The organism is Psychroflexus curvus (assembly GCF_020164585.1).
Lineage (GTDB): Bacteria > Bacteroidota > Bacteroidia > Flavobacteriales > Flavobacteriaceae > Psychroflexus > Psychroflexus curvus.
The window spans coordinates 78,974-101,546 of the sequence record NZ_JAIQZF010000002.1; the positions used below are offsets into that span (position 1 = coordinate 78,974).

The 22,573-nt window shown below is 37.8% G+C and carries 23 protein-coding genes and 2 tRNA genes; 10 read left to right on the forward strand and 15 right to left on the reverse strand.

Annotation, left to right across the window (positions count from 1 at the left end; all coding sequences use genetic code 11):
• Positions 1 to 2 precede the first annotated feature (2 nt).
• Entirely contained in the window at positions 3 to 440 is a 438-nt protein-coding gene (locus LB450_RS02575; RefSeq protein ID WP_224486293.1) for a hypothetical protein, read from the forward strand.
• A gap of 116 nt (positions 441 to 556) precedes the next feature.
• Here the strand turns inward: LB450_RS02575 and rpmA are convergent, their stop codons facing one another.
• From rpmA to LB450_RS02590, 3 genes are all read right to left on the reverse strand, one after another.
• A complete protein-coding gene (rpmA, locus tag LB450_RS02580) occupies positions 557 to 817 on the reverse strand; it encodes a 50S ribosomal protein L27 (RefSeq protein ID WP_224486294.1) in 261 nt (86 codons plus the stop codon).
• Positions 818 to 840: 23 nt separating this feature from the next.
• A complete protein-coding gene (rplU, locus tag LB450_RS02585; RefSeq protein WP_224486295.1) occupies positions 841 to 1,350 on the reverse strand; it encodes a 50S ribosomal protein L21 in 510 nt (169 codons plus the stop codon).
• 87 nt (positions 1,351 to 1,437) lie between these two features.
• On the reverse strand, positions 1,438 to 1,878 hold the full coding sequence (locus LB450_RS02590; protein ID WP_224486296.1) for a DUF4199 domain-containing protein: 441 nt from the start codon (positions 1,876 to 1,878) through the stop codon (positions 1,438 to 1,440).
• 164 nt (positions 1,879 to 2,042) lie between these two features.
• On the opposite strand from LB450_RS02590, the gene LB450_RS02595 reads away from it, so the two are divergent.
• The 3 genes from LB450_RS02595 to LB450_RS02605 all read left to right on the forward strand — a co-directional run bounded on the left by LB450_RS02595 (position 2,043) and on the right by LB450_RS02605 (position 6,778).
• Positions 2,043 to 3,362, forward strand: coding sequence for a M16 family metallopeptidase (locus LB450_RS02595; protein WP_224486297.1), 1,320 nt, complete (start codon positions 2,043 to 2,045; stop codon positions 3,360 to 3,362).
• Between the two features lie 10 nt (positions 3,363 to 3,372).
• Positions 3,373 to 5,433: a M16 family metallopeptidase gene (locus LB450_RS02600; RefSeq protein ID WP_224486298.1), complete on the forward strand. Its 2,061-nt coding sequence runs from the start codon at positions 3,373 to 3,375 to the stop codon at positions 5,431 to 5,433.
• 112 nt (positions 5,434 to 5,545) lie between these two features.
• The gene (locus LB450_RS02605) at positions 5,546 to 6,778 is read left to right on the forward strand and encodes an endonuclease/exonuclease/phosphatase family protein (protein ID WP_224486299.1); all 1,233 of its coding nucleotides are present in this window, start codon (positions 5,546 to 5,548) and stop codon (positions 6,776 to 6,778) included.
• 1,127 nt (positions 6,779 to 7,905) lie between these two features.
• Here LB450_RS02605 and LB450_RS02610 read toward each other — a convergent pair.
• The 3 genes from LB450_RS02610 to hemA all read right to left on the reverse strand — a co-directional run bounded on the left by LB450_RS02610 (position 7,906) and on the right by hemA (position 11,239).
• Entirely contained in the window at positions 7,906 to 8,553 is a 648-nt protein-coding gene (locus tag LB450_RS02610) for a uroporphyrinogen-III synthase (protein ID WP_224486300.1), read from the reverse strand.
• Positions 8,554 to 9,044: 491 nt separating this feature from the next.
• Positions 9,045 to 9,953: a hydroxymethylbilane synthase gene (gene hemC / locus LB450_RS02615; RefSeq protein ID WP_224486301.1), complete on the reverse strand. Its 909-nt coding sequence runs from the start codon at positions 9,951 to 9,953 to the stop codon at positions 9,045 to 9,047.
• A 23-nt stretch (positions 9,954 to 9,976) separates the two neighbouring features.
• The gene (gene hemA, locus LB450_RS02620) at positions 9,977 to 11,239 is read right to left on the reverse strand and encodes a glutamyl-tRNA reductase (protein ID WP_224486302.1); all 1,263 of its coding nucleotides are present in this window, start codon (positions 11,237 to 11,239) and stop codon (positions 9,977 to 9,979) included.
• 199 nt (positions 11,240 to 11,438) lie between these two features.
• On the opposite strand from hemA, the gene LB450_RS02625 reads away from it, so the two are divergent.
• Positions 11,439 to 12,326, forward strand: coding sequence for an AraC family transcriptional regulator (locus tag LB450_RS02625; protein WP_224486303.1), 888 nt, complete (start codon positions 11,439 to 11,441; stop codon positions 12,324 to 12,326).
• Between the two features lie 102 nt (positions 12,327 to 12,428).
• On the opposite strand, the gene LB450_RS02630 is transcribed toward LB450_RS02625, so the two are convergent.
• Together LB450_RS02630 and LB450_RS02635 are read right to left on the reverse strand one after the other, a co-directional pair.
• Positions 12,429 to 13,091, reverse strand: a complete 663-nt coding sequence (locus LB450_RS02630) for a hypothetical protein (protein ID WP_224486304.1) — start codon at positions 13,089 to 13,091, stop codon at positions 12,429 to 12,431.
• Positions 13,092 to 13,097: 6 nt separating this feature from the next.
• Positions 13,098 to 13,694, reverse strand: a complete 597-nt coding sequence (locus tag LB450_RS02635) for a DNA-3-methyladenine glycosylase (RefSeq protein ID WP_224486305.1) — start codon at positions 13,692 to 13,694, stop codon at positions 13,098 to 13,100.
• Positions 13,695 to 13,789: 95 nt separating this feature from the next.
• On the opposite strand from LB450_RS02635, the gene LB450_RS02640 reads away from it, so the two are divergent.
• Both LB450_RS02640 and LB450_RS02645 read left to right on the forward strand, forming a co-directional pair.
• The gene (locus tag LB450_RS02640) at positions 13,790 to 14,290 is read left to right on the forward strand and encodes a CIA30 family protein (protein WP_224486306.1); all 501 of its coding nucleotides are present in this window, start codon (positions 13,790 to 13,792) and stop codon (positions 14,288 to 14,290) included.
• Positions 14,291 to 14,295: 5 nt separating this feature from the next.
• Positions 14,296 to 14,571, forward strand: coding sequence for a hypothetical protein (locus tag LB450_RS02645; RefSeq protein WP_224486307.1), 276 nt, complete (start codon positions 14,296 to 14,298; stop codon positions 14,569 to 14,571).
• Between the two features lie 166 nt (positions 14,572 to 14,737).
• Here the strand turns inward: LB450_RS02645 and LB450_RS02650 are convergent, their stop codons facing one another.
• From LB450_RS02650 to LB450_RS02670, 5 genes are all read right to left on the reverse strand, one after another.
• The gene (locus LB450_RS02650) at positions 14,738 to 15,049 is read right to left on the reverse strand and encodes a GIY-YIG nuclease family protein (protein ID WP_224486308.1); all 312 of its coding nucleotides are present in this window, start codon (positions 15,047 to 15,049) and stop codon (positions 14,738 to 14,740) included.
• A gap of 84 nt (positions 15,050 to 15,133) precedes the next feature.
• Complete coding sequence (locus tag LB450_RS02655; protein ID WP_224486309.1) at positions 15,134 to 16,729, reverse strand: ATP-dependent DNA ligase; 1,596 nt, start codon at positions 16,727 to 16,729, stop codon at positions 15,134 to 15,136.
• Between the two features lie 6 nt (positions 16,730 to 16,735).
• On the reverse strand, positions 16,736 to 18,391 hold the full coding sequence (locus LB450_RS02660) for a S41 family peptidase (RefSeq protein ID WP_224486310.1): 1,656 nt from the start codon (positions 18,389 to 18,391) through the stop codon (positions 16,736 to 16,738).
• The gene (locus tag LB450_RS02665) at positions 18,388 to 18,819 is read right to left on the reverse strand and encodes a deoxycytidylate deaminase (RefSeq protein ID WP_224486311.1); all 432 of its coding nucleotides are present in this window, start codon (positions 18,817 to 18,819) and stop codon (positions 18,388 to 18,390) included. Before LB450_RS02665 ends, LB450_RS02660 begins: the two co-directional genes overlap by 4 nt.
• Positions 18,820 to 18,914: 95 nt before the next feature.
• The gene (locus LB450_RS02670; RefSeq protein ID WP_224486312.1) at positions 18,915 to 19,499 is read right to left on the reverse strand and encodes a HupE/UreJ family protein; all 585 of its coding nucleotides are present in this window, start codon (positions 19,497 to 19,499) and stop codon (positions 18,915 to 18,917) included.
• A gap of 132 nt (positions 19,500 to 19,631) precedes the next feature.
• Here LB450_RS02670 and LB450_RS02675 point away from each other — a divergent pair.
• Positions 19,632 to 19,705: transfer RNA gene (locus tag LB450_RS02675), tRNA-Ala, on the forward strand.
• A 281-nt stretch (positions 19,706 to 19,986) separates the two neighbouring features.
• Here LB450_RS02675 and LB450_RS02680 read toward each other — a convergent pair.
• Positions 19,987 to 20,057 (reverse strand) — tRNA-Cys (locus LB450_RS02680).
• A gap of 64 nt (positions 20,058 to 20,121) precedes the next feature.
• Complete coding sequence (gene folB, locus LB450_RS02685; RefSeq protein WP_224486313.1) at positions 20,122 to 20,481, reverse strand: dihydroneopterin aldolase; 360 nt, start codon at positions 20,479 to 20,481, stop codon at positions 20,122 to 20,124.
• A 152-nt stretch (positions 20,482 to 20,633) separates the two neighbouring features.
• Here folB and LB450_RS02690 point away from each other — a divergent pair, with 152 nt between their 5' ends.
• Together LB450_RS02690 and LB450_RS02695 are read left to right on the forward strand one after the other, a co-directional pair.
• Positions 20,634 to 21,335: an ABC transporter ATP-binding protein gene (locus LB450_RS02690; RefSeq protein WP_224486314.1), complete on the forward strand. Its 702-nt coding sequence runs from the start codon at positions 20,634 to 20,636 to the stop codon at positions 21,333 to 21,335.
• Positions 21,328 to 22,572, forward strand: coding sequence for an ABC transporter permease (locus LB450_RS02695; RefSeq protein ID WP_224486315.1), 1,245 nt, complete (start codon positions 21,328 to 21,330; stop codon positions 22,570 to 22,572). Before LB450_RS02690 ends, LB450_RS02695 begins: the two co-directional genes overlap by 8 nt.
• Position 22,573: the final 1 nt, after the last annotated feature.

Here is a 22,573-nt window from a genome sequence, read left to right on the forward strand (position 1 = left end):
CTATGTACGAAGTTATTCAGATTGTTCACTCCTATTGGGCTTATTTAGTCCTTTTAGTACTTGCATTAGCCACCTTTAACGCGATTATAAAAACACTGGGCAAAAAATCATTTGGGCCACAGGATTTTAGGATTTCACTATTCACACTTATTGTTTCACATTTACAATTGCTGATCGGCCTTGTTTTATACTTCGTGAGTCCAAAGTTTGATGCCTTTTCTGAAGTAGGAATGAAAGGCGTCATGCAGGACAGCACCTTGAGGTTATACCTTGTGGAGCATCCACTTACCATGATCATCACAATTGTGCTTATCACAGTGGGTTACAGCAAACACAAAAAGAAACTGGCTTCCAATAAAAAGTTTAGAACCATCGCTATTTTCTACGCTTTAGCTTTACTGCTTATGCTTTCCAGAATACCCTGGAACGATTGGTTTTAACGATGACTCAACTTTTTTGTTGAAGACTTGAGCGTTTTATTCTAAAACATATGGATATTAAAAAGCCCTTTAAACTAAATTAAAGGGCTTTTTTTTATATACTAGAAGTTTAATGCTTAAGCTTCAAATGGAGTGACATAGACAAAAGACTTGTCATCTTTTGTTTTCTTAAAATGTACAGTTCCATCTACTTTAGCATGTAAAGTATGGTCTTTTCCGGCATATACGTTGTCGCCTGGTTTGTGAGCAGTTCCTCTTTGTCTCACGATGATATTACCAGCAACAGCAGCCTGTCCACCAAAAATCTTCACGCCTAAGCGTTTTGATTCTGATTCTCTTCCGTTTTTTGAACTTCCAACACCTTTCTTATGTGCCATGATGTTTAGTTTTTGTAATTATGTTACTTACTTAATAATTCGATTAATTCAGCTTTTTTCAAAGCAGAATATCCTTCCAAGCCTCTTTCTTTGGCCATTTCTTTAAGCTCAGCAACAGTGTGCTTGCTCAAGTCAGTCGTTTCTTCTTTAGGTTCTGCTTTTTTAACTTCTTTAGTCTCTTCTTTTTTCTTTGAAGATGAAGCAGATTTTGAAGAACCTCCCGAAACAGAGATGTCTCCAATTTGGATTTCAGTAAGGTACTGGCGGTGGCCATTTTTCTTACGGTATCCTTTTCTTCTTTTCTTTTTAAAGACAATAACCTTGTCTCCTTTCAGGTGCTTAACGACTTTTGCGCTAATGGAAGCACCATCTATAGCCGGGGCGCCTAGAGTAATGTTGTCTCCGTCTGCATGTAAAAGAACTTTGTCAAAAGATACATCCGCACCTTCTTCTTCTTTTAAACGGTGAACAAACACTTTCTGGTCTTTTGCAACTTTAAATTGCTGCCCTGCTATCTCTACAATTGCATACATAGTGTTTAGTTATTTAATTTTTACTAAATAGTTTGCAAATATAGTACTTTAAAAATAACTGTCAACAAAATATTACATTGAAAAATACTACCCCTTCAATTTGTGCTTAAAGAGTTGCATAAAGGAGAGCGTTAGAACTACAGTAGTGGCAAATCCAGATAATAATACAGTAAAACTAAATACACCAACCCCAATATTATAGGACTTAGAAAAAGTTTCAGCGATATTACCTATGAAATTTGGATCTACTTCTGTGACATATACAGCCATAAAAATAGTAAAAAGAACAGTAGCCAGAAATCCTGTCACTATTCCAGCTTGAAATCCCTCTGTATAGCTATAATCGGATTTTAATTCTATTCTTTTATATCTTATAGCTTCATATATAGCAAAACCAGTAATCACTCCATTAAATAAACTAAAAAATGGATTGGTGTGTAAGCCAAATAAGGACAAAACCATAAAATAGGCTATTAAAGAGGATGCCAAGGCTATTCCAAATCTTACAGAAAGTACAAATCGATTCATTTTTTATGTTTTAAACGCTAATATATTAAATTTTCGAACGGAAAGTAATTATCTACAAGAATTAATAAAGTCTTAAGTCTTAACAAAAAAGGAATTAAATAATAAATTTCTGTAACAAATAGTTTATTTTTAGACCTATTAATCATAATCTAAATAAAAGAAAAATGACTAAGACTATTATGTTATCTGTTTTTGTATTTTTCATCACTCTGGCTCAGGCTCAGCAGGTGGAATTTACAGAATACGACTTGGACAACGGTTTGCATGTGATCTTGCATCAAGATAACACAGCGCCAGTTGTTACAGTTGGTGTGATGTACCACGTTGGTGCAAAAGACGAAGCTCCTGGAAGAACGGGTTTTGCCCATTTCTTCGAACATCTTCTTTTTGAAGGGACCGAAAACATTGAAAGAGGAGAGTGGTTCAATATTGTTTCTGCCAACGGTGGAAGTAATAACGCGAACACGACTCAAGACAGAACTTACTATTACGAGACTTTTCCTTCCAATGCTTTAGAGCTGGGATTATGGATGGAGTCTGAACGTATGTTACATCCTGTTATCAATGACATAGGAGTTGAAACTCAAAATGAGGTGGTAAAAGAGGAAAAAAGATCCAGAATTGACAATGCCCCTTATGGTAAAGTGATCTATTCTACAGGAATTAACCCTTATATGTTCGATAAGCATCCATACAAAAACTCCGTCATAGGCACTATGGCAGACCTTGATGCTGCAGAACTAGATGAATTCAAGGATTTCTTTGACAAATATTATAATCCGAATAATGCAACTCTCGTTGTAGCCGGAGATATCAACATTTCCGAAACCAAAAAGATGGTGAAAGATTACTTTGGACCTATTGCATCAGGGCCAAAAGTGGAAAGAGTTGATATCACAGAAGACCCAATTGAAGAAAAAATAATAGCTACAGATTATGATAGCAATATTCAATTGCCACTTACAGCATTAGTTTACAGAACACCTTCCATGAAGGATAGAGACGCTTATATATTGGATATGATTTCTTCAGTATTAACTGATGGAAAGAGTTCAAGAATGTATAAGAGAATGGTAGACGATGAAAAAATTGCTCTACAGGTATTAGCTTTTGCAAGAAGTCAGGAAGATTACGGAACTTACTTAATCGGAGCTTTGCCTCTTGGAGATGTAGAGCTTTCAAAATTAAGAGATGTTATGGATGAGGAAATCGTAAAACTTCAAACGGATTTAATTTCAGAAAGAGAGTATCAAAAACTTCAGAATAAATTTGAGAATAGATTTGTAAACTCAAATGCCAGCATCCAAGGCATAGCTTCTTCTTTAGCAACCTATCAAATGCTTTATGGAAACACCGATTTAATCAACGAAGAAATCGATATCTACAGAAGCATTACCAGAGAGGAAATAAGAGAGGTAGCAAACAAATATTTGCAAGAGAACAAAAGACTGGAGTTAGATTATTTACCTGAACCAAACGAATAAACATATCACAATGAAAAAGATAATTGCACTATTATTAGTATGCCTGGTTGGCACGAGTCTGTCTGCTCAAATCGACAGATCTCAAATGCCAAAACCAGGCCCTGCTCCAACTGTAAATATTGGAGAGCCAGATACATTTACTTTAAAAAACGGCTTAAAAGTTCTTGTTGTAGAAAACGATAAGCTTCCCAGAGTTTCTGCAAGCCTTATTATAGACAACAAACCTTACACAGAGAAAAAACCTGGCACACAGGCTATGGTGTCTAGCCTTCTAGGTACAGGGACAGAAAAAACATCAAAAGATGAATTTAACGAAGAAATCGATTTTTTAGGAGCAAGTATCAGTTTTGGGGCTGAAAGTGCTTATGCAAGTTCACTATCTAAATTTTTCCCTAGAATTATGGAGTTAATGGCAGAAGGTGCTCTTATGCCAAAGTTTGTACAAGAGGAATTTGAAAGTGAAAAAGATAAGCTTATTGAAGGCTTGAAATCCAGCCAAAAAGATGTAGGAACTATTGCTAACAGACTAAGTAGTAGTTTGGCTTACGGGCCTAATCATCCTTACGGACAATATGTCTCTGTAGAAACAGTAGAAGATATTACGCTAGATGACGTTGAGAATGCTTACAGAAATTACTTTGTTCCAGAGGATGCCTATTTAGTTATCGTTGGTGACATCACTACAAAAGAAGCCAAGAAGATTGTGAAAAAGACATTTGGGAAATGGAAAAAGGCAACACCGCCTAGTACTACAATACCAGAAGTATCTCCTGCTCAATACACGCAGATTGACTTTGTAGATATGCCAAATGCTGTACAAAGTGAAATTATTGTTCAAAATACAGTGGATTTACAAATGGCGGACGAAGACTACTTCCCTGTGATAGTCATGAATCAAATCTTAGGGGGAAGTTTTGGTAGTTACCTCAACATGAATTTAAGAGAAGATAAGGGCTATACTTACGGTGCTCGTTCCAGTGTTGGAGACAGTCGTTATGCTTCAAGATTTAGAGCTTCTGCAAGTGTAAGAAACGCTGTAACTGATAGTGCTGTTGTGGAATTTATGAAAGAAATTGATAGAATCCGTAACGAAAAAGTGGATGCTGATAAATTAGAAGATACCAAAAAGAAATTTGCGGGCTCATTTGTAATGAGACTAGAACAACCTTCTACAGTTGCTAACTATGCTTTAAATATAGAGACTGAAGGACTAGACAAGGATTTCTACGAGACTTATCTTGAGAAAATCAATGCGGTGACTCAGGATGATGTTCAAAGAGTTGCTCAAAAGTATTTGAAGGATGATCAAATGCAAATCGTTATAGCAGGAAAAGGGTCTGAAGTGATTGAAAATCTTGAAAAAGTAGAATTTAAAGGAAAGGAAATTCCTGTGTTATACTTTAATAAAGAGACCGAGAATGTAGAAAAACCTGAGTACAAAAAAGAACTCCCAGAAGGTGTATCAGTTGAGACTGTTTACAACGACTACATCAGCGCTATTGGTGGTGAAGAAGCCGTGTCCAATGTTAATTCTATGATGATGAAAGGCAATGCTAGCGTTCAAGGCATGACCTTATCTTTTACAAGTAAATCGGCTAAAGGAGGAAAATCTCTTACACTTGTAGAAATGAATGGAATGACGTTGAGCAAGCAAGTTTTTGACGGAGAAAAAGGTTATGCAGCTGCTCAGGGTCAAAAAATGGATATGACTGAACAACAAATCAGAGACACCAAAGTAACTTCTGGCCTCTTTCCTGAATTAAGTGTTTCAGAAGGAGCAGAACTTGTTGGTATTGAGTCAGTAAATGGCGAAGATGCTTATGTTGTAAAGCTTACAGATAATGTTAGAGAATTCTATAGTGTAAACTCTGGTTTGAAACTTGCTACTGAAACCACTGCAGAACAAATGGGTCAAAAAATGACCTCTACAGTTTCATATTTGGATTATTCTGAAAAGAATGGAGTAATGGTTCCAATGATGTTAAATCAAAATTTTGGACCACAAACCATTGAAATTAAAATAGAAGAAGTGAAATTAAACGAAGGCGTAACTGATGCCGATTTCGAATAAATTATATCTCCTTTGAATCTAAAATCCCGCTCATCAGCGGGATTTTTCGATTATTGCTATAACCCTTAGCCCTTATTAAAATACCTATAGCCTCCAATTTAAATTGGGGGCTATGTATTTATATTGTAAAATTGCAGTCTTAAGTTATGTTGCTATGTCTTATATAAATAGGTTGTCTTTAGTGGTCGTATTCCTGCTTTTGGTTCAGTGTAAGGAGGCAACTTCTGAAGATGAGCCCATTCAAATCACCTTTGCGACGTTCAACGTAAGTATGGAATCCGAGAACTATCTGGGCAGGTATGCTGATGGGGTTTCTTCACAGGTATTAATAGATGAGCTAGCGAGTGGAAAAAGTCAACATATAAAAAATATTGCCAACATCATACAGACCAAAAGACCGGATGTGATCTTGCTCAATGAATTTGACTATATCGAAAACCCCAAGCAGGGCGTTGAGCAATTTATTGATGCTTATTTAAAAGTACCTCAGGGAGAAGCCAAAGCTATTGACTATCCTTACTATTACTATTCTACCTCCAACACAGGACTAGAAACTCCATTTGACTTTAACGGAGATGGCAAGTTTGAAGGTACTGCAAACGATGCTTATGGTTATGGCAGATACCCCGGCCATTATGGTATGGTATTGCTATCAAAATACCCCATCGACAAAACGAACATCCGCACCTTTCAGCAGTTCAAGTGGAAGGATATGCCCAATTATCTGGAAACCAAAACGGCAGACGGGGATAATTTTTACAGTGATGAAGCCTGGGATGCCTTTAGACTGTCTTCCAAATCGCACTGGGATGTGCCTATAAAAATTGGTGATAAAACGGTACATGTCCTTGCCAGTCATCCTACTCCGCCTGGTTTTGATGGGGAGGAAGATAGAAATGGCAAAAGGAACCACGATGAAATTAGATTTTGGAAACACTATATCGATGAAAACCGAGGCGCTTATATTTATGATGATAAGGGCAAAACCGCTCCACTGGGGCCAGAGGCCTTCGTAATCATGGGAGATTTAAACGCTTCTCCAGATGAAGGTAGCGCCATTACACAAGGCATAAGCGATCTGTTAAATCATCCCAGAGTGAATAATGGGTTTACACCCTCCAGCAAAGGGGGTAAGCTACTAAGTCCCGATAACACCAACGGGAAATACCACACCGCTTCTTGGAAATTAAGAGCAGATTATGTCCTTCCTTCCACAGATTTAAATGTCGTTGATTATGGTGTGTTCTGGCCAGTGGAAGGTGAAGCTTTGCATGAATTAATGCTGGACAGAGAAGCAAGCTCAGACCACAGACTAGTTTGGGTTGAGGTAAAGCTAGAAGACTAGTTCTTTATTTCAGGACTTTCATTGCTTTTGGTGGATATAAATAAAGCTGTGCTTGTTCAGCTAGGGAGAAGCTACGGTTAAACTTAAGACATAACAAGGTCAGCTTACTGCTAGTCTGTAGTATGATTTGGTGGTGTTGCTTATTGGGTTTTCATATTTTGTACCTAAAGGCACAAGATGCTGCCGTTGGCCTTCTCTAGTACCTATATAAAGTCTCTAACGAGACAATGTAATCAAAGCGCTGGCTTAAAGTTGAGTCTGATATGCCAAGCCTATGTTAAGTTCATGAACCCCATATAATAAATAACTACTCAGCCTGTCCCGTTAGGGACTAAAGTTTGGTAAAATCTAAAACGAAATAGGGTTAGCGTGCCGTTAGGTACGCTATATGGTTTGGGATAAAGCCAATGAAAAAAGGTTTACTTCAAAACTTAAGACATAATGAGGTCAGCTTACTGCTAGCTCTGTAGTATGATCTGGGGTGTTGCTTATTGGGTATTTATATTTTGTACCTAAAGGCACAAGGTGGTGCTGGTGGCTTTCTCTATTACCTATATACAGTCTCTAACGAGACAATGTAATCAAAGCGCTGGCTTAAAGTTGAGTCTGATATGCCAAGCCTATGTTAAGTTCATGAACCCCATATAATAAATAACTACTCAGCCTGTCCCGTTAGGGACTAAAGTTTGGTAAAACCTAAAACGAAACAGGGTCAGCGTGCCGTTAGGTACGCTATATGGTTTGGGATAAAGCCAATGAAAAAGGGTTTACTTCAAAACTTAAGACATAATGAGGTCAGCTTACTGCTAGGTTTGAAGTATGATCTGGGGTGTTGCTTATTGGGTATTTATATTTTGTACCTAAAGGCACAAGATGCTGCCGGTGGCTTTCTCTATTACCTATATATAGTTACTATCGAGACAAGTCAATCAAAGCGCTTCTCATAGTTATGGCTTGAAATTGAGTCTGATATGCCACGTATACGTTAAGTCACCAACACCATAAAACCAGTAACTACTCAGCCTGTCCCGTTAGGGACTATATTTTGGTAAAACCTAAAACGAAACAGGGTCAGCGTGCCGTTAGGTACGCCATATGGTCCGGGATAAAGCTAAAAGAAAAAAGGTTTACTTCAGGACTTTCACCGCTTTTACAATCACACTCTCTACACTGGTTCTGGTGGATATAAAAACAGATTTAGAATAGAGTTGTGCCTGTCTGGCTGTGGTTTCTCCGATGCATATTAGTTTGGAGGTTGAAGCCGGGTTTCCTTTAAAAAAACTATCCACGCCAGAAGGGCTAAAACACAGCACAGCATCGAAGGTTCGTTTGAAAGATTTAGGTGTCTTGAGGGTGTCGTAAACAAAAATCTCTCTTAGGCTGACTTCAGCTTTTTTGAGCGTTTCAGAAAGTTCAGGCCTTCGTTGCAGGCTTCCAAAAAAAGTAAACGAATGTTCTGAATAACTTTCGATGATGTTTTGAGCCAAGTCTTCTCCATTTTCTGTGATGATTTCGACGTGAAACCCACAGGATTTCAATTTTAAAGCTGTTTTTTCACCCACACAAAAGCAGGTTTTGATTTTGAAATTTTGGATTAACTCAACCGTCGTTTGACTGGTAATTATGGCATTTGGGTAAGGTTCTTCGGAAATGGATTTTGGTAGTTCCAATGCTCTCGTTTGTATCGCATTGTATTCAGTAAGACCTAAGTCTGCATTCAAAAGCAGGTTTTTCTGAGAAGGCGATAGTAATTTTGTAGAAAGGACAGAAGGCATTTTATATTAATTTGAATAGTTGGAATTTAGTAGTCTGAATTCGATTTAGAGTTGATTTATTTTCAAAATTTTAAAAAAGTAAGTTTTAGAGTTTAAAAAAATACACCCCAATAATCCCCTCTAAGGGGGATAACCGCAACTAATATTTCCTCCGTAGAGGGAGTCCCGAAGCTTCGAGAAAGGAGGGTGTGATAATTCATAATCAATTATTTAGCTTAAACTTTATTTATCTAACTCAGGCTACTAGTCTGTTTTAAACATGAACATTCAAGGTTTTATTTCGCGCATACCTGCCTGTGTGTCACTTCGGCTGACAGGGTTCACCAAGAAATAAACGCAAAGAAGCGGAAATTATAGATTATCATCACCATATAAATTCGCGCTCTTTGCGAATAACTTAACGGTCTTCACGTGAAAATTTACACAAAATACGTATTGGATAATCATTTTGATACAGATGAGTTATAAATCATTAGTGTAGTTTGCCGTTACTACAATATGCTCCTAAGTTCCTGCATGAGTTGATCTCCGCCTTGACTCAAAACCAGTTCAGCACAGCGTCTGCCAAAGCCATCGACTTTGTCTAATGCGGTAGATTCTTCGATAAGGTAACTTTCCTTTCCATCCAGACTAAACAATCCAGCTTTCAGGCTTAGAACATCACCGTCAATTGTTGCTAAAGCTCCAATAGGAGCCGTGCAGCCGCCTTCTAAAGTTTTCAGAAACTCTCTTTCTACTTTGACGGCCAAAGCGGTTTCAGTGTGGTTTATAGGGCTTAAAGCCGTTTTGCAAACTGAATTTGACTCCATGGTGACGACCAGCATCGCGCCCTGAGCAGGTGCAGGAATCATCCAGTCGAGTTCGATGTGGTTTTCTGGCTTTAAATCGATACGCTCAAGTCCCGCTGCTGCAAATATAGCTCCCGCCCAGTCGCTGTCCTCAAGCTTTTTCATACGCGTATTTACATTTCCTCTTAAGTTGACAACTTCATGATTAGGGTATTTGCTAAGCCACTGCGCTTTTCTTCTCAAGCTTCCTGTTGCAATCGTTTTGGCTGCAGAAAAATCCTCCAATCCTTTATGAATAAGGATATCACTTGTGTTGGCTCTTGGTAAGACAGCCGCTTCCAGAACGCCTTTCGGTAAGGCCGTGGGTACATCTTTCATAGAATGCACGGCAATATCAATCTCGCCTTTGATGAGGGCGACATCCAGGGTTTTAGTGAAGATTCCCGTAATTCCCATTTCGTAAAGCGGTTGCTCCAGATTGAGGTCTCCAGTAGATTTGACAGGTTTAAGAATGGGGGTATAGCCTTCACGTTCCAGGAGTGATTTTACTTTGTGAGCCTGCCACAAGGCCAGCTCACTATCACGAGTTCCTATCCGTATAGTTTTTGACATAAATTGAGTTATTGGAGAGTAATTTAAGACTTATCAGAGTCAGTTTCCAGTTCGAAGACCTTTTTGAGTAAAGCGATGCTGTCTTCGGTAGAACCATTGGCGCTTCTCAAGTGGCTTGCAAAACTTCTAGTAATCTTGTGGATTACGCGATCGCTGATGAGTTCAGCTTGTTCTTTATCAAATTGATCATTTTTTTTGCCCTGGTAATCCAGTTCTTCTTCTTGAAAAATTTTAAATTTTTCTTTCAAAGCTTTTATGGTAGGCGCAAATTTTCTGGTGTCCAGCCACTCGTCAAATTCAGCTTTTACATCTTCAATAATAGCTTCCGCATCGGGGATAAAAGCTTTTCTTTTAGACAAATTTTCATCGGTAAGTTGAGAGAGATGATCCAGGTGAAGCAGCTTCACATTGGTCATGCCTTCCACATCTTCAGCAACATTTTTGGGAATGGAAAGATCTAAAACCAAAAGGTCTTTTTTCGGATAAATCAATTCTTTGGTGATAGTTGGAGTTTGTGCACCAGTGGCTACAATCAAAATATCTGTAGAACGTATTTCTGATTGCAATTCAGAAAAATCTCTAACAATCAAATTGAATTTACCAGCGATTTCTTCAGCTTTATCCTTAGTTCTGTTGATTAAGGTAATGTTTTTATTACTGGTGTGTTTCACTAAATTTTCGCAGGTATTCCGACCTATTTTGCCAGTTCCAAACAATAAGATCTTTTTATCAGAAACGTGATTGATGTGATCTAAAATATATTGAACCGAAGCAAAAGAAACCGAAGTTGCTCCTGAGGATAGTTTAGTTTCATTTTTGATTCTACGGCTTGCCTGAATAACTGAATTGACAAGACGTTCCATAAAATGATTGATCATTGCCTCTTTCTTGGATAACGTGAAAGCTGATTTAATCTGACTTATAATCTCAAAATCTCCAAGGATTTGACTGTCTAGCCCACCTCCAACGCGAAACATATGATTGATTGCAGTTCTATTTTCTAAAATATATCCACTTTTGGTAAAAGTAGTCTGATCTCCAATACTAAATTCACAAAGCAGGTCGATAAGCACTTCTTCCTGGTCTGCAAATCCGTAAACTTCTGTCCTGTTACAAGTAGAAGAAACCATAATAGAATTAAGGCCAATAGATTTAGCCTTGCCCAGCAAAGCTTTTCTTTGGTCTATGTTTAAATTAAATTTACCTCTAGTTTCCGCATCTGCTTTTTGATAGCTGATACCTATGACGTAAAAGTTTTTATGTTTAGAGACGTTGTATTTTTGCATTCTTTGATTCCAGAAAATATGGTGTACAAAACTAGAATATAAGCATAGTTAAAAATAACGCTAAAAGTTCCTTTTTTGTCGTTTGACGTATTTTTAATTGAAATATGACAAATATCAGTACAATTAAGTATTTTTGTAGTAATGATAACGAGTTAGACCTGGTTTAATTAGAACCGTTCTAAATAATAAACGATCACAAATGGCCTTAATGTCAGAGAAAAATAACGCTAGAGGTTCAGAACAATTTATCGAGATTGAAGAAGGCATATCTATCTTGTCCATTAAAAACGATTCTGAGCGTGAAGAATGCATAACACATCATATAAGCGCAGACTTTATTCAGTTTCACTTTTGTGCTAAAGGTGAAATTAAATTCAATTTTAATGAAGGTCGTTATGCTCTGAATATAAAGGAAGACAGTTCGTTATTGCTTTATAACCCGGAGAGAGATTTACCCGTTAATCTGGAAGCTATGTCAGAATCTTGGTCGGTTTCCATTTTGATTTCTATTAAAAAACTCCACACTCTATTTTCAGCAGAAGCTAATTATATCGATTTCTTAACCGAAGACAATCGCGATAAAAAATTCTATAAAGAAGTTATGGTTTCACCAGCCATGGCGGTGATTTTAAGTCAGATACTGAACTTCAATTTGCATCCTTCCGTCAGAAAAATATACCTGAAAGGGAAAGCTTATGAATTGATAGGGCTTTATTTCAATCGACCTGCTGAAGCAGATATTGAACAATGTCCATTTTTGGATGATGAAGTCAATGTGAAGAAAATTAAATTGGCCAAAAGTATTATTTTACAACGTATGACTGAGCCACCTACTTTGCAGCAACTGGCCGATGAGGTTGGCTTAAGTTTAAAAAAGCTGAAGGAAGGATTTAAAGAAATTTACGGCGATACGGTGTTTTCTTTTCTTTTTGATTATAAAATGGATTATGCCAGGAAGTTACTGGAAAAAGGGCAGCATAATGTTAATGAAGTGGGATTAAGTATTGGTTATTCTACTGCCAGTCATTTTATTTCGGCCTTCAAAAAGAAATTCGGAACTACGCCTAAAAAATATATTCAAGGCTAACCGAATACCTGTAAAAATCAGTTTACAGAACTTACAGTTCGGAAAGCGGCTTGAGTTGATAATCAAAAAAACACCTCCGATGCCTCTGCCTTGGAGTAATTATCACTTCACAATCACCCGCTTGTTAATTACTTCAAATCCAGCCAGAACATCGCGGCAAAACCAATAGCCCTGTAAGTCGATAAAATAAGTTTCTATTACTGTTCCTTTTAAATCCTTAAGACTTCCTTTTAAAAGGAAATAAATTTCTGGTGAAGTATAAAGAGGGATTTCAGTTTCAGTATCCTTATTTATCAAAATGTTATACGACTCAAAGCGATGAACTAAGGTATCTTTTGGTTCAATACGAATGTGCTTTAGTGTTTTATCATTTATGATAGTGTCTTTCACCTTGTCCAGTCTAAATTGTTTTCTTGCATCTTTGATGGATTCAGAAATATTTGGAACGTCTTGCCTGTATCCTATGGATACTGTATTTGCTGATAAAAACGCAGTTTTTAAAAATCGGTCGAATGCGGTATACTTTCCATAATTGACCAAGTCGACGTAAGCGATATCACTTTCAGAATTATTGAAATTTAAAAAAGAAGAATTGTCTGCATTGTTAGCAAAAAAGACTTTGTCTTTCATAACCGTTCCTATAGGATGCTGACATTCCTGGTGTTCAAAATAATGAATTCTGTTATAAAATAATTTGTCCTGGCTATATAGATTCTCGCTTAGCGTAACCAGGAGAAAAAGGAAAAGGATGAATTTAAATTTCATAAGCTTTTATTTAACTGAAACGAATTTAGACTCTTTATCGTAAAACCTCCAAGGCAACTCTGCATCTTCTTTGGCATAACCTATACCAATTCTTGTGGTTTTTACAATAGTAGAAATCTTTTGCTCAACATTTTCTATCCAGATGTCATTACCAGTCAGACTATGCTGGTTATGCGACTTGGTGATGCCTAAAGCTTTGGTCACATTTCCAGGCCCGGAGGTTAGGCTTTTGTCAAATTCAGCTTTCCCCCGTCGTTCCTGCATGATGTCGATACCCTGAGTGGGTTCAATAGCTCTTATCAATATCGCATCTGCATTTCCCTGAGTATTTGTGACTATATTGAAGAGGTTATGAATCCCGTAGCATAAATACACATAGGCAATTCCGCCAGATTCGTACATGACTTTGGTGCGCTCTGTAAACCTTCCAAGATGCGCGTGACAAGCTTTATCTCCCTGACCTGCATAAGCTTCAGTTTCTGTGATGATTCCAGAAGTGACAACGCCATCAATATGTGTGATTAAGTGTTTTCCAATCAAATCTCTGGCGAGAAAAACAACATCTGGATTTTCAAAATATGTTTTTGAAAGTACTTGAGTCATAAATTCGAATTTTAGATTTAAAATAACTAAATTTAAAGTTCTTACATTGACTTCCTATGAAAACTTTAATCTTCTGTTTTATAATTACAGCAACTATGGCACAACAACATATTATTTATGATTTCGAACCCAAAGAAAACATAACAGACTGGCAAATCGTGAATGATGGGGTGATGGGCGGTTTATCCCAAAGTTCAATGCGACTTAGCGATGCTGGAAATGCGATTTTTTCTGGTCAGATTTCTCTTAAAAATAATGGAGGCTTTGCTTCAGTTAGACATGAGACCATCATTAGGGATGTTCAGGATTTTACCTATGTAAATCTTAGAGTAAAGGGAACCCCATCTATTTATCAGTTCAGAATCAAGAAAAGTGGTGAAGAAGAAGCCCATTCTTATGTCCATGAATTTAAGGTGACTTCGGAATGGAATACTGTTCAACTAAAACTATCCTCTTTTTCTCCGAGATATAGAGGAAGAAACTTAAATTTGCCCGACTTTAATGCTGATGTGATTCGGGAAGTTGCTTTCCTTATAGGGAACAAAAAAGAAGAAGAATTTCACTTAGAAGTTGATAAGATTTACTTAACCAAATAAAATTTATGAAAGAAGCAGATAAAAAATTTGTTGACAACTGGGAGAAAATTAAAAGTCAGGGCAAAGCAAAATACATCATCAAACACGGGGTTGGTTTTGGAATTTTGATTTTCGCAGTCAATTTAGTGATCAATTACTGGGACAAATGGGGACAGTTGAGCAATGCTGATTTTTTCGTTCAACTCGCCATATCCATTTTTGTAGGAGGAGGGATTTACGGTATCTTTTCCTGGACCTTAAATGACTTTATTTACCGTAAAAAACTGAAGGATAATAGATAGTTTTTTATAGGGCTGACCTCTCGACTGCGCTCGAGGAGACATAGTAATCGCCTACTCCTTGTCATTGCTAATGACAAGTTTCTCGAATAGTCATGACAAATGCATTTGATGTAAGGGCGAGACAGGCTTCAGCGCTTGTCAGGTCGAGCGCAGTCGAGACCTATTCTTAATTCTTATACTTAGAATGCGTAGCATTTCTACATTCAGAAAGGATCTGCAACAAGTCAAAATCTCCATTAGCTAAGGCATGTTTTTTACTTGCACTACATTTTTTAATTCTCTTTTCAAAATATATAGCTTGTTCTACATCGTTAAATTCTTGGTGGAAAATGAGCTTGAGAGGTCTCCTTTTATAGGTGAAGCATGTTTTATTTAATCCGTTTTGATGTTCCTCTAGGCGTCTGCTTAAATTATTGGTTATGCCAGTATAGGTCTTCAGGTCTGAGCATTGTAATATGTAGACGTAGTATGTTTTCATGCTTGAGGATATCAAAAACAAAAACTAATTCGAAAATCGTTCTTTTCTATAAAAGTAAAGCAAATTAATTTGCTTTTACGTCATTCACTCAGGAATCATGGCTTTCAAATCTTCCAGGGTATTCGCATCTCCAATTTTTTTGTCCTGTCTCCAGCGCAAAATTCTAGGGAAGCGAGTGGCGATGCCACTTTTGTGCCGTTTGGATTCGGCGATGCCCTCAAAAGCTATTTCGAAAACATGCACATGTTCCACACTTCTCACTGGTCCAAAACGTTCGATGGTATTTTTTTTAATCCAGGCATCTACTTTTTTAAACTCCTTATCGGTAAGCCCAGAATAGGCTTTGGCAAATGTAACCAGCTCGGTTTTATCGTTATTCCACAGCGCAAAAGTGTAATCTGTAAATAGATTACTTCTTCTACCATGTCCGCGCATGGCATAGGTCAGCACCGCATCAATACTAAAGGGATCTGATTTCCATTTCCACCAGTCTCCTTTTTTACGACCCACACCATAGCTGGAATCGGCTCGTTTTATCATGAGCCCTTCAGACTTGATGTCTCTTGCTTTCTCTCGCTCCTTTGCCATGTCCTCCCAGGACGAAAACCGCATCGTCTCAGAAAGATGAAAGGGTTTTATTTTTGATGAATACTCAGCGAAAAGTTCATCCAGGAGTTCTCGACGTTTTTCAAAAGGGGTAGAGCGGATGTCTTTTCCCTGGTATTCAAGTATGTCGTAAGCCTCCAGGATAACCGGTAACTTTTTCAGAAGGGCTTTGCTGACAGTTTTACGGCCAATTCTGGTTTGTAAGTCTTTAAAGTCCCCAATACTGTCTTCGGGATAAGGCAGTATCTCGCCATCCAGAACGGTTCCATCGGGGAGAACATCTGTAAAAGCTTCAAACTCCGGGTATTTATCGGTGACCAATTCTTCGCCACGACTCCACACAAATAGCTGTCCTTTTCTCACAATGAGCTGCGAGCGGATACCGTCCCATTTGTGTTCTGCAATCCACTCGGCAGGATTGCCGAGTTCCGATGCCTCCTCTTCGATGGCATAAGCGAGATAAAAGGGATACGGCTTGGACAGGTAATCGGCTTCATTTTCTTCCAGTATTAATTCAGCATAGGAGATTTTGCTGGGATCCCAATTTCCCATCAGTTTGAACGCCAGAATATCTTCATCGATTCCTGTGGCTTTGGAAAGTGCGCGGGTCATCAATTTCTGACTCACACCTATTCGAAACCCTCCGGTAATCAATTTGGTGAACACAAAGCGTTCGTAATAATTGAGCTGACTCCAATTCTCGATGAGGTATTGTTTTTTTTCTTCTTCTGATTTTGGTTTGAGCTGAAGTATTTCTTGTAGGTATTGGCTTAAACTTTTCTCGGTGGTTTTGACTTTTTCAGGAACGACCAAAGCTATGGTTTCTGCTAGGTCGCCTACGATGTGATAGGATTCTTCAAAAAGCCATAAGGGTATATCCGCTAATTCTGAAGCATAATTACGTATCAATGTGCTATTTACCGGTCTTGGTGGACGTCTGTGAGACAAAATGGCGATGGTCCAGACTTTATCAGCCTCTGAAGCTTTTAGGAAATATGCGCTCAAGGCTTCCACCTTTCTATTGGTTTTATTAGTGCTGTCTATTGCCTTTACCAATTGAGCAAAATCCCTCATACTCCTTTAGTCTGTTGTAAGCTTTTCTTCTGATTCTGCTTGCCCGTTTAAGACACCTAGGCGGGCCTGTCCAGGATTTTCAGGAGAGTTAATTTTCAGGACTCTTTTTATATAAGGGTCATTTTCGTTGGAAATCTTTTCAGCAAGATCACTTCCGAACAATTGTCTTGCCATGGTCGCTTTTAGGTGTTTTTTTAAAAAGTAGCTACTATCATCAAAATTGTAATTCATGTCATAATTGCCGAGGTAACGCGTAAACCTGTCTAAAACTTCTTCAGTAATCAGATTTCTTTCCAAAAAGTCGTTTTTAGAAAGCGAATTGTAATATTTCCTATTTTCATCCAGCAAGTCAAAAATAAATCGATCCATCACTCCGCCTTCGTACATGAACTTAATGTCTTGAATATCCTGCGATGAGTTCCTTGGTACAAAAATATCGGGTATAATTCCTCCGCCACCATAAACAATGTTTCCCTCTGGCGTTTCATACCTCAAGGAATCATCAGTAGAGATACTGTCTTTACTCAAGAGCTCACCGTTGGAATAGCGTTCCATGTATTCGGAATAATAAGCTTCACTATTCCCATTTTCATAAGGCCGTTGTATAGAGCGCCCAGTTGGCGTATAATATCTTGCAACAGTTAGTCTTACTGCACTTCCATCTCCAAGGTTCATTTCTCTTTGTACAAGTCCTTTGCCAAAAGATCGCCGACCTATAATGATTCCTCTATCATTATCCTGAATCGCTCCTGCTACAATTTCACTGGCTGAAGCTGATTTTTCGTCTATAAATACAAAGAGATTTTGATCTCCGTAATCCCCTAGTTTGCTTGCAAAAGTTTCTTTGAGGTCACCATTTTTGTTTTTGGTAAACAGCAGCAATTTTCCATCTTCAATAAACTCATCCAAAATAAGGGTAGCTTGTCTCAGGAAGCCACCTCCATTATTTCTTAAATCGAGTATGACACTTTTCATTTCTGAAGTGGCAAATTGATTCATTTTGGCTTTAAATTCGGAGTAAGTGGATTCAGCAAACCGATTGATTTTAATGTATCCCAAAGTGTCATTTATCATATAGCCTGCGTCTACGCTTTTTAAAGGAACAACACCTCTATTGATTTCAAAATCTAATAAATTGTTTTCACCTAATCGTTTTACTTTGAGATTGACTTTAGAATTTGCAGGTCCTTTCAGGAGTCCTGTAATAGAATCATTAGTCATGTTATTCCCAAATAAAGGAACAGCATCTGCATATAAGATTCGGTCTCCAGCTTCAAGCCCTGCTTTTTCGCCAGGTCCTTTTTCCAAAGTTCTTATGACGACAATGGTATCTTTTATCGTGTAAAAACTTATGCCGATGCCAACAAAATCACCCCGCATATTGTCTTGAACAAAATCGTATTCCTGTTTAGAAATATAAGCAGAGTGAGGATCTAAATTTTCCAGAATAGAAGCGACGGTAATGTCAACAATACTATCTGTATTGACTTCATCTACATATTCTTTGTCGATAAAATTGATGAGTCTGTTTAGTTTTTGTCTCTTGGAAGAAGAATTGGATAGGGAATTGTCCTGAAAACTCAAAATATCCCCAAGCAGTATTCCAGCTACAAACACCACTGCCATAAGCAGCGGGAGTACTATTTTCATTCTCCTATTCATTCCTCAAGATCTTCAATATGTTCTAGTTGTACCCCGGCCTTTTTTAAAAAATCTAAACCCGAGTTGTCTTTATATGCCCGCTGATAAACTACACGAATGATACCTGCCTGATGAATGAGCTTACTACACTCTTTACAAGGAGACAATGCGATGTAAAGTGTGGCGTTTTTGGACGACTGTGTGGAAGCCGCTACTTTAAGGATAGCATTTGCTTCAGCATGAAGAACATACCATTTAGTCAGTTCTTCTTCATCCTCGCAGGCATTGTCAAAACCACTTGGTGTTCCGTTATAACCATCGGAAATGATCATACGGTCTTTAACGATGATAGCACCTACTTGTTTGCGTTTGCAATGAGATAACTTACCCCACTCCCGCGCAATACGCAAGTAAGCTTTATCAAATTTGAGTTGTTTTTCTGTAGTCATTCGAAAATAAATTCGAATATAAAACTTATGCTTTTACACAAGCGTTAAGAACCTGCTTAAATTTACTTAAACTCTAATTTGTTGGATTTTTAAAATTAAAAAATCCAGTTATCTATAAGAATGGGCACCGTCATACCTGTCACAATAGAAGAAATCACTAAAACCCAATCTCTCTTGGAAAACCTGAACACTCTTTGAGCAATGAAACCTAAAAGCAGAACTACAAAAACTATCAAAATTTGAGCTAGCTCTATTCCAAGTGCAAATTCTATCAGCATGAAGAAAATATTATCAGCCCCTTTGGCAAGCATATTGAAATGTGTAGAAAACCCAAAGCCGTGGACCAGACCAAAAAAGAAAGTAACAAAATAAAAAAGATTGGTTTTGCCTTTTCCATTGACTCTTCCAGCGGTGAAAATGCTATAGACTGCTGTAAAAATAATACTTACAGGAATTAAAAACTCAATCATATCTCTGTCAACGTTCAAGATATTATAGGCTGAAAGGACCAGAGATAAAACATGACCAACGGTGAAGAGCGTAACCAGCCATATCACTTTTCTGCTTTGTTGAAAAGAATAAGACGCCACTAAAGCAGTTAGAAAAAGCACGTGATCGTAAGCATTCCAATCCAAAACGTGTTCAAATCCCAATTTGAGGTATAGCCAAAATTCTTCCATTTAGTAAATTTTAAGTTTAGTTGATAAAATTAAATAAAAATTGCTTCGAAATTAGTTTCAGATTATCTAATCCTAAAATTAATTGAGGTAAAATTCTCACACGTTTTAAATTTGTTTATTTTTGTTGCCAATGGGGGATTAGCTCAGTTGGCTAGAGCGCCACGCTGGCAGCGTGGAGGCCATCGGTTCGAATCCGATATTCTCCACTTTATTTCAAAACCACTTCTTTTTGAAGTGGTTTTTTTATTGCGAGTGCCCCGTTATATGTGTTAGAACGAGAGGTCCGCTCTAGATGAAAAATCAATAAAATCTTTAAGTACAGAGACTTATTAATATAGGCAATCAACCAGGAACAAAAACGCCTATCTTATTAAGAAATAGGCATGAATAGGTTTAGTTTTGAAGTGTCGAGTGTCCCGGAGCCTCGGGAGAACCGCTGTAGATAAAATAATAAAAGCCTAACTCTTTGAAAGTAAGGCTTTTGTTGAGGTGTCGAGCGGATTCGAACCGCTGTAGATGGTTTTGCAGACCACTGCCTAGCCACTCGGCCACGACACCGTTTTAAGGGATTGCAAATTTAAGAAATTATTTCTATCCCCCAACACGATTATAAAGATAAGATTTAATCTCGTGTCCTAGATAAAGTGATGCTGACATCTTCTACGTCTCCACCCAATGGGGGGTTGATCTTAGCTACTTTTACACGTGAAGCTTTTACGAGATCTAATTCAGAAAAAATCCTGTCCAAAATTCGTTTAGCTGCATGTTCTAAAAGTTTGGAAGGCTGTGACATTTCTTCTTTTACAATTTTATTGAGGTGGACATAATCTACAGTATCTTTTAACGCATCAGACTCTGCAGATAAGTCTAAGTTGGCCTCCACACTTAGGTCCACTCTGTAATCGCTACCTATTTTAGTTTCTTCCGGCAAGCAGCCATGGTAAGCATAAACACGAATATTAGTTAACGTAATTGTATCCAAAGTTTTTTTTACAAAGATAAGCCAGACTTAGGTCTATAACTATAAGCTACAATTTTGATTATTAATCATTAGTAAACGTTTAACATAATTTAACGCAATGCGGTGTAACATAATTAAAATTAGAAGGTCTTATGTAAAGCAATATAATTCTTATGATAGAAATAAAAGACCTGCACAAATCCTATAAAATGGGGAAAAATTCACTTCATGTTCTGAAGGGAATAAACTTTAGTGTTGAAGAAGGCGAATTGGTTTCTATTATGGGGTCCTCTGGTTCTGGTAAATCCACTCTCCTTAATATTCTGGGGATGCTGGATGAAGCTGATGAAGGTTCATATACCCTGGATGGTGTACCCATCAAAAATCTTAATGAAAAGCTGGCTGCTCAGTATCGAAATAAATTTTTGGGATTTATTTTTCAGTCCTTCAACCTGATCAATTATAAATCTGCATTAGACAACGTAGCTCTTCCTCTTTTTTATCAAGGTGTAAAACGGTCTGAACGTATAGAAAGATCGATGGCTTATCTGGAAAAAGTGGGTCTTGCAGCCTGGGCAGATCATAAGCCCAACGAGCTTTCCGGTGGTCAAAAACAGAGAGTTGCTATCGCCAGAGCATTGGCAAGTGATCCTAAAGTTCTGCTCGCCGATGAGTTAACAGGGGCTTTGGACTCAAAAACATCTTATGAAATTATGGATCTTATTCAACAAATAAATGATGAAGGCAGAACCATTTTAGTAGTTACTCACGAAGAAGATATTGCCCAAATGTGCAAGCGCATTGTTAACCTGAAAGATGGAGTCATTATAGACGATAAGAAAATTACTCAAGTAAGAGCCCAACAGAATGTTTAGTTTAGAACGCTGGCAAGAAGTTTTTGAAACGATTTCTAAGAATAAACTTAGAACGTTTCTTACGGGTGTTTCTGTAGCCTCTGGAATATTTATTCTTGTTATTTTACTAGGCGTAAGTGTGGGATTTCAAAATGGAATTGAAAGTCAATTTCAAAACGATGCAGAGAATATAATAAACATCTATCCAGGAGAAACAGCGATTAGTTTTGAAGGCTTCAACAAAGGGCGAAGAATTCAGTTACGAAATGAAGACTATGAAATCGTTACTGAAAATTCAAAGCAGGAAATCGAATATAAGTCTCCATTGTATCAAATTTTCGCAGGCCTTATTTCCCACGGAAATAATTCCGGGAATTATCGGGTGGAGGGTGTTCTTCCAGATTACCAATACCTGGAAAAAGCAGATATCATTGAAGGACGGTTTATAAATGCTAACGATAATAAAGCAAAAGAAAAGTACGCGGTCATTGGGAATCGCGTCAAAAAAGATCTTTTTGAAGACGAATCTCCTGTAGGTAAATATATTCAGGTTTCGGGACTGAATTTTAAAGTCGTAGGGGTATTCACAGATCCCGGAGGTGACAGGGAAGAAACCAGAATATATGTACCTATTGCTACATCACAAATTGTTTTTGGAGCTGGAACGGATATAAGATCCATGGGTTTCACGCTTCCCAAAGAAGAAAATTACGATCTTGCCCTTAAACAGTCCAATGCTTTTGCTGCCCAAGCAGAAAGGATGTTGAAAACCAAACTTCAAATAGACCCTAAAGACGAAAGTGCTCTTTTCATAAGTAACAATATCGAAAACACTAAAGAAATTTACGTGCTGATAAGCGCTATGCGGGTGTTTTTCTGGGGAGTAGGCCTGGCTACATTGTTAGCGGGGATTATAGGGGTGAGCAACATCATGCTCATCATCGTAAAAGAAAGAACCAAAGAAATCGGCATAAGGAAAGCATTGGGTGCAGAACCCTTATCTATTGTAGGTATGATTCTTCACGAATCGATTTTTGTCACCTCCATATCCGGTCTTTTCGGGCTGATCTTCGGGCTGGTCTTATTGGAAATAGTAGGTCCCATGGTGGAACTGGACTTTATAAAAAATCCGAGTGTAAATTTTAGCATTGCTGTTTCCACCTTATTATTATTAATCGCAGCTGGCGCAATTGCTGGTTTTTTTCCTGCATGGAGAGGAGCTAGAATTAAACCTATAGATGCCTTAAGAGACGAGTAAT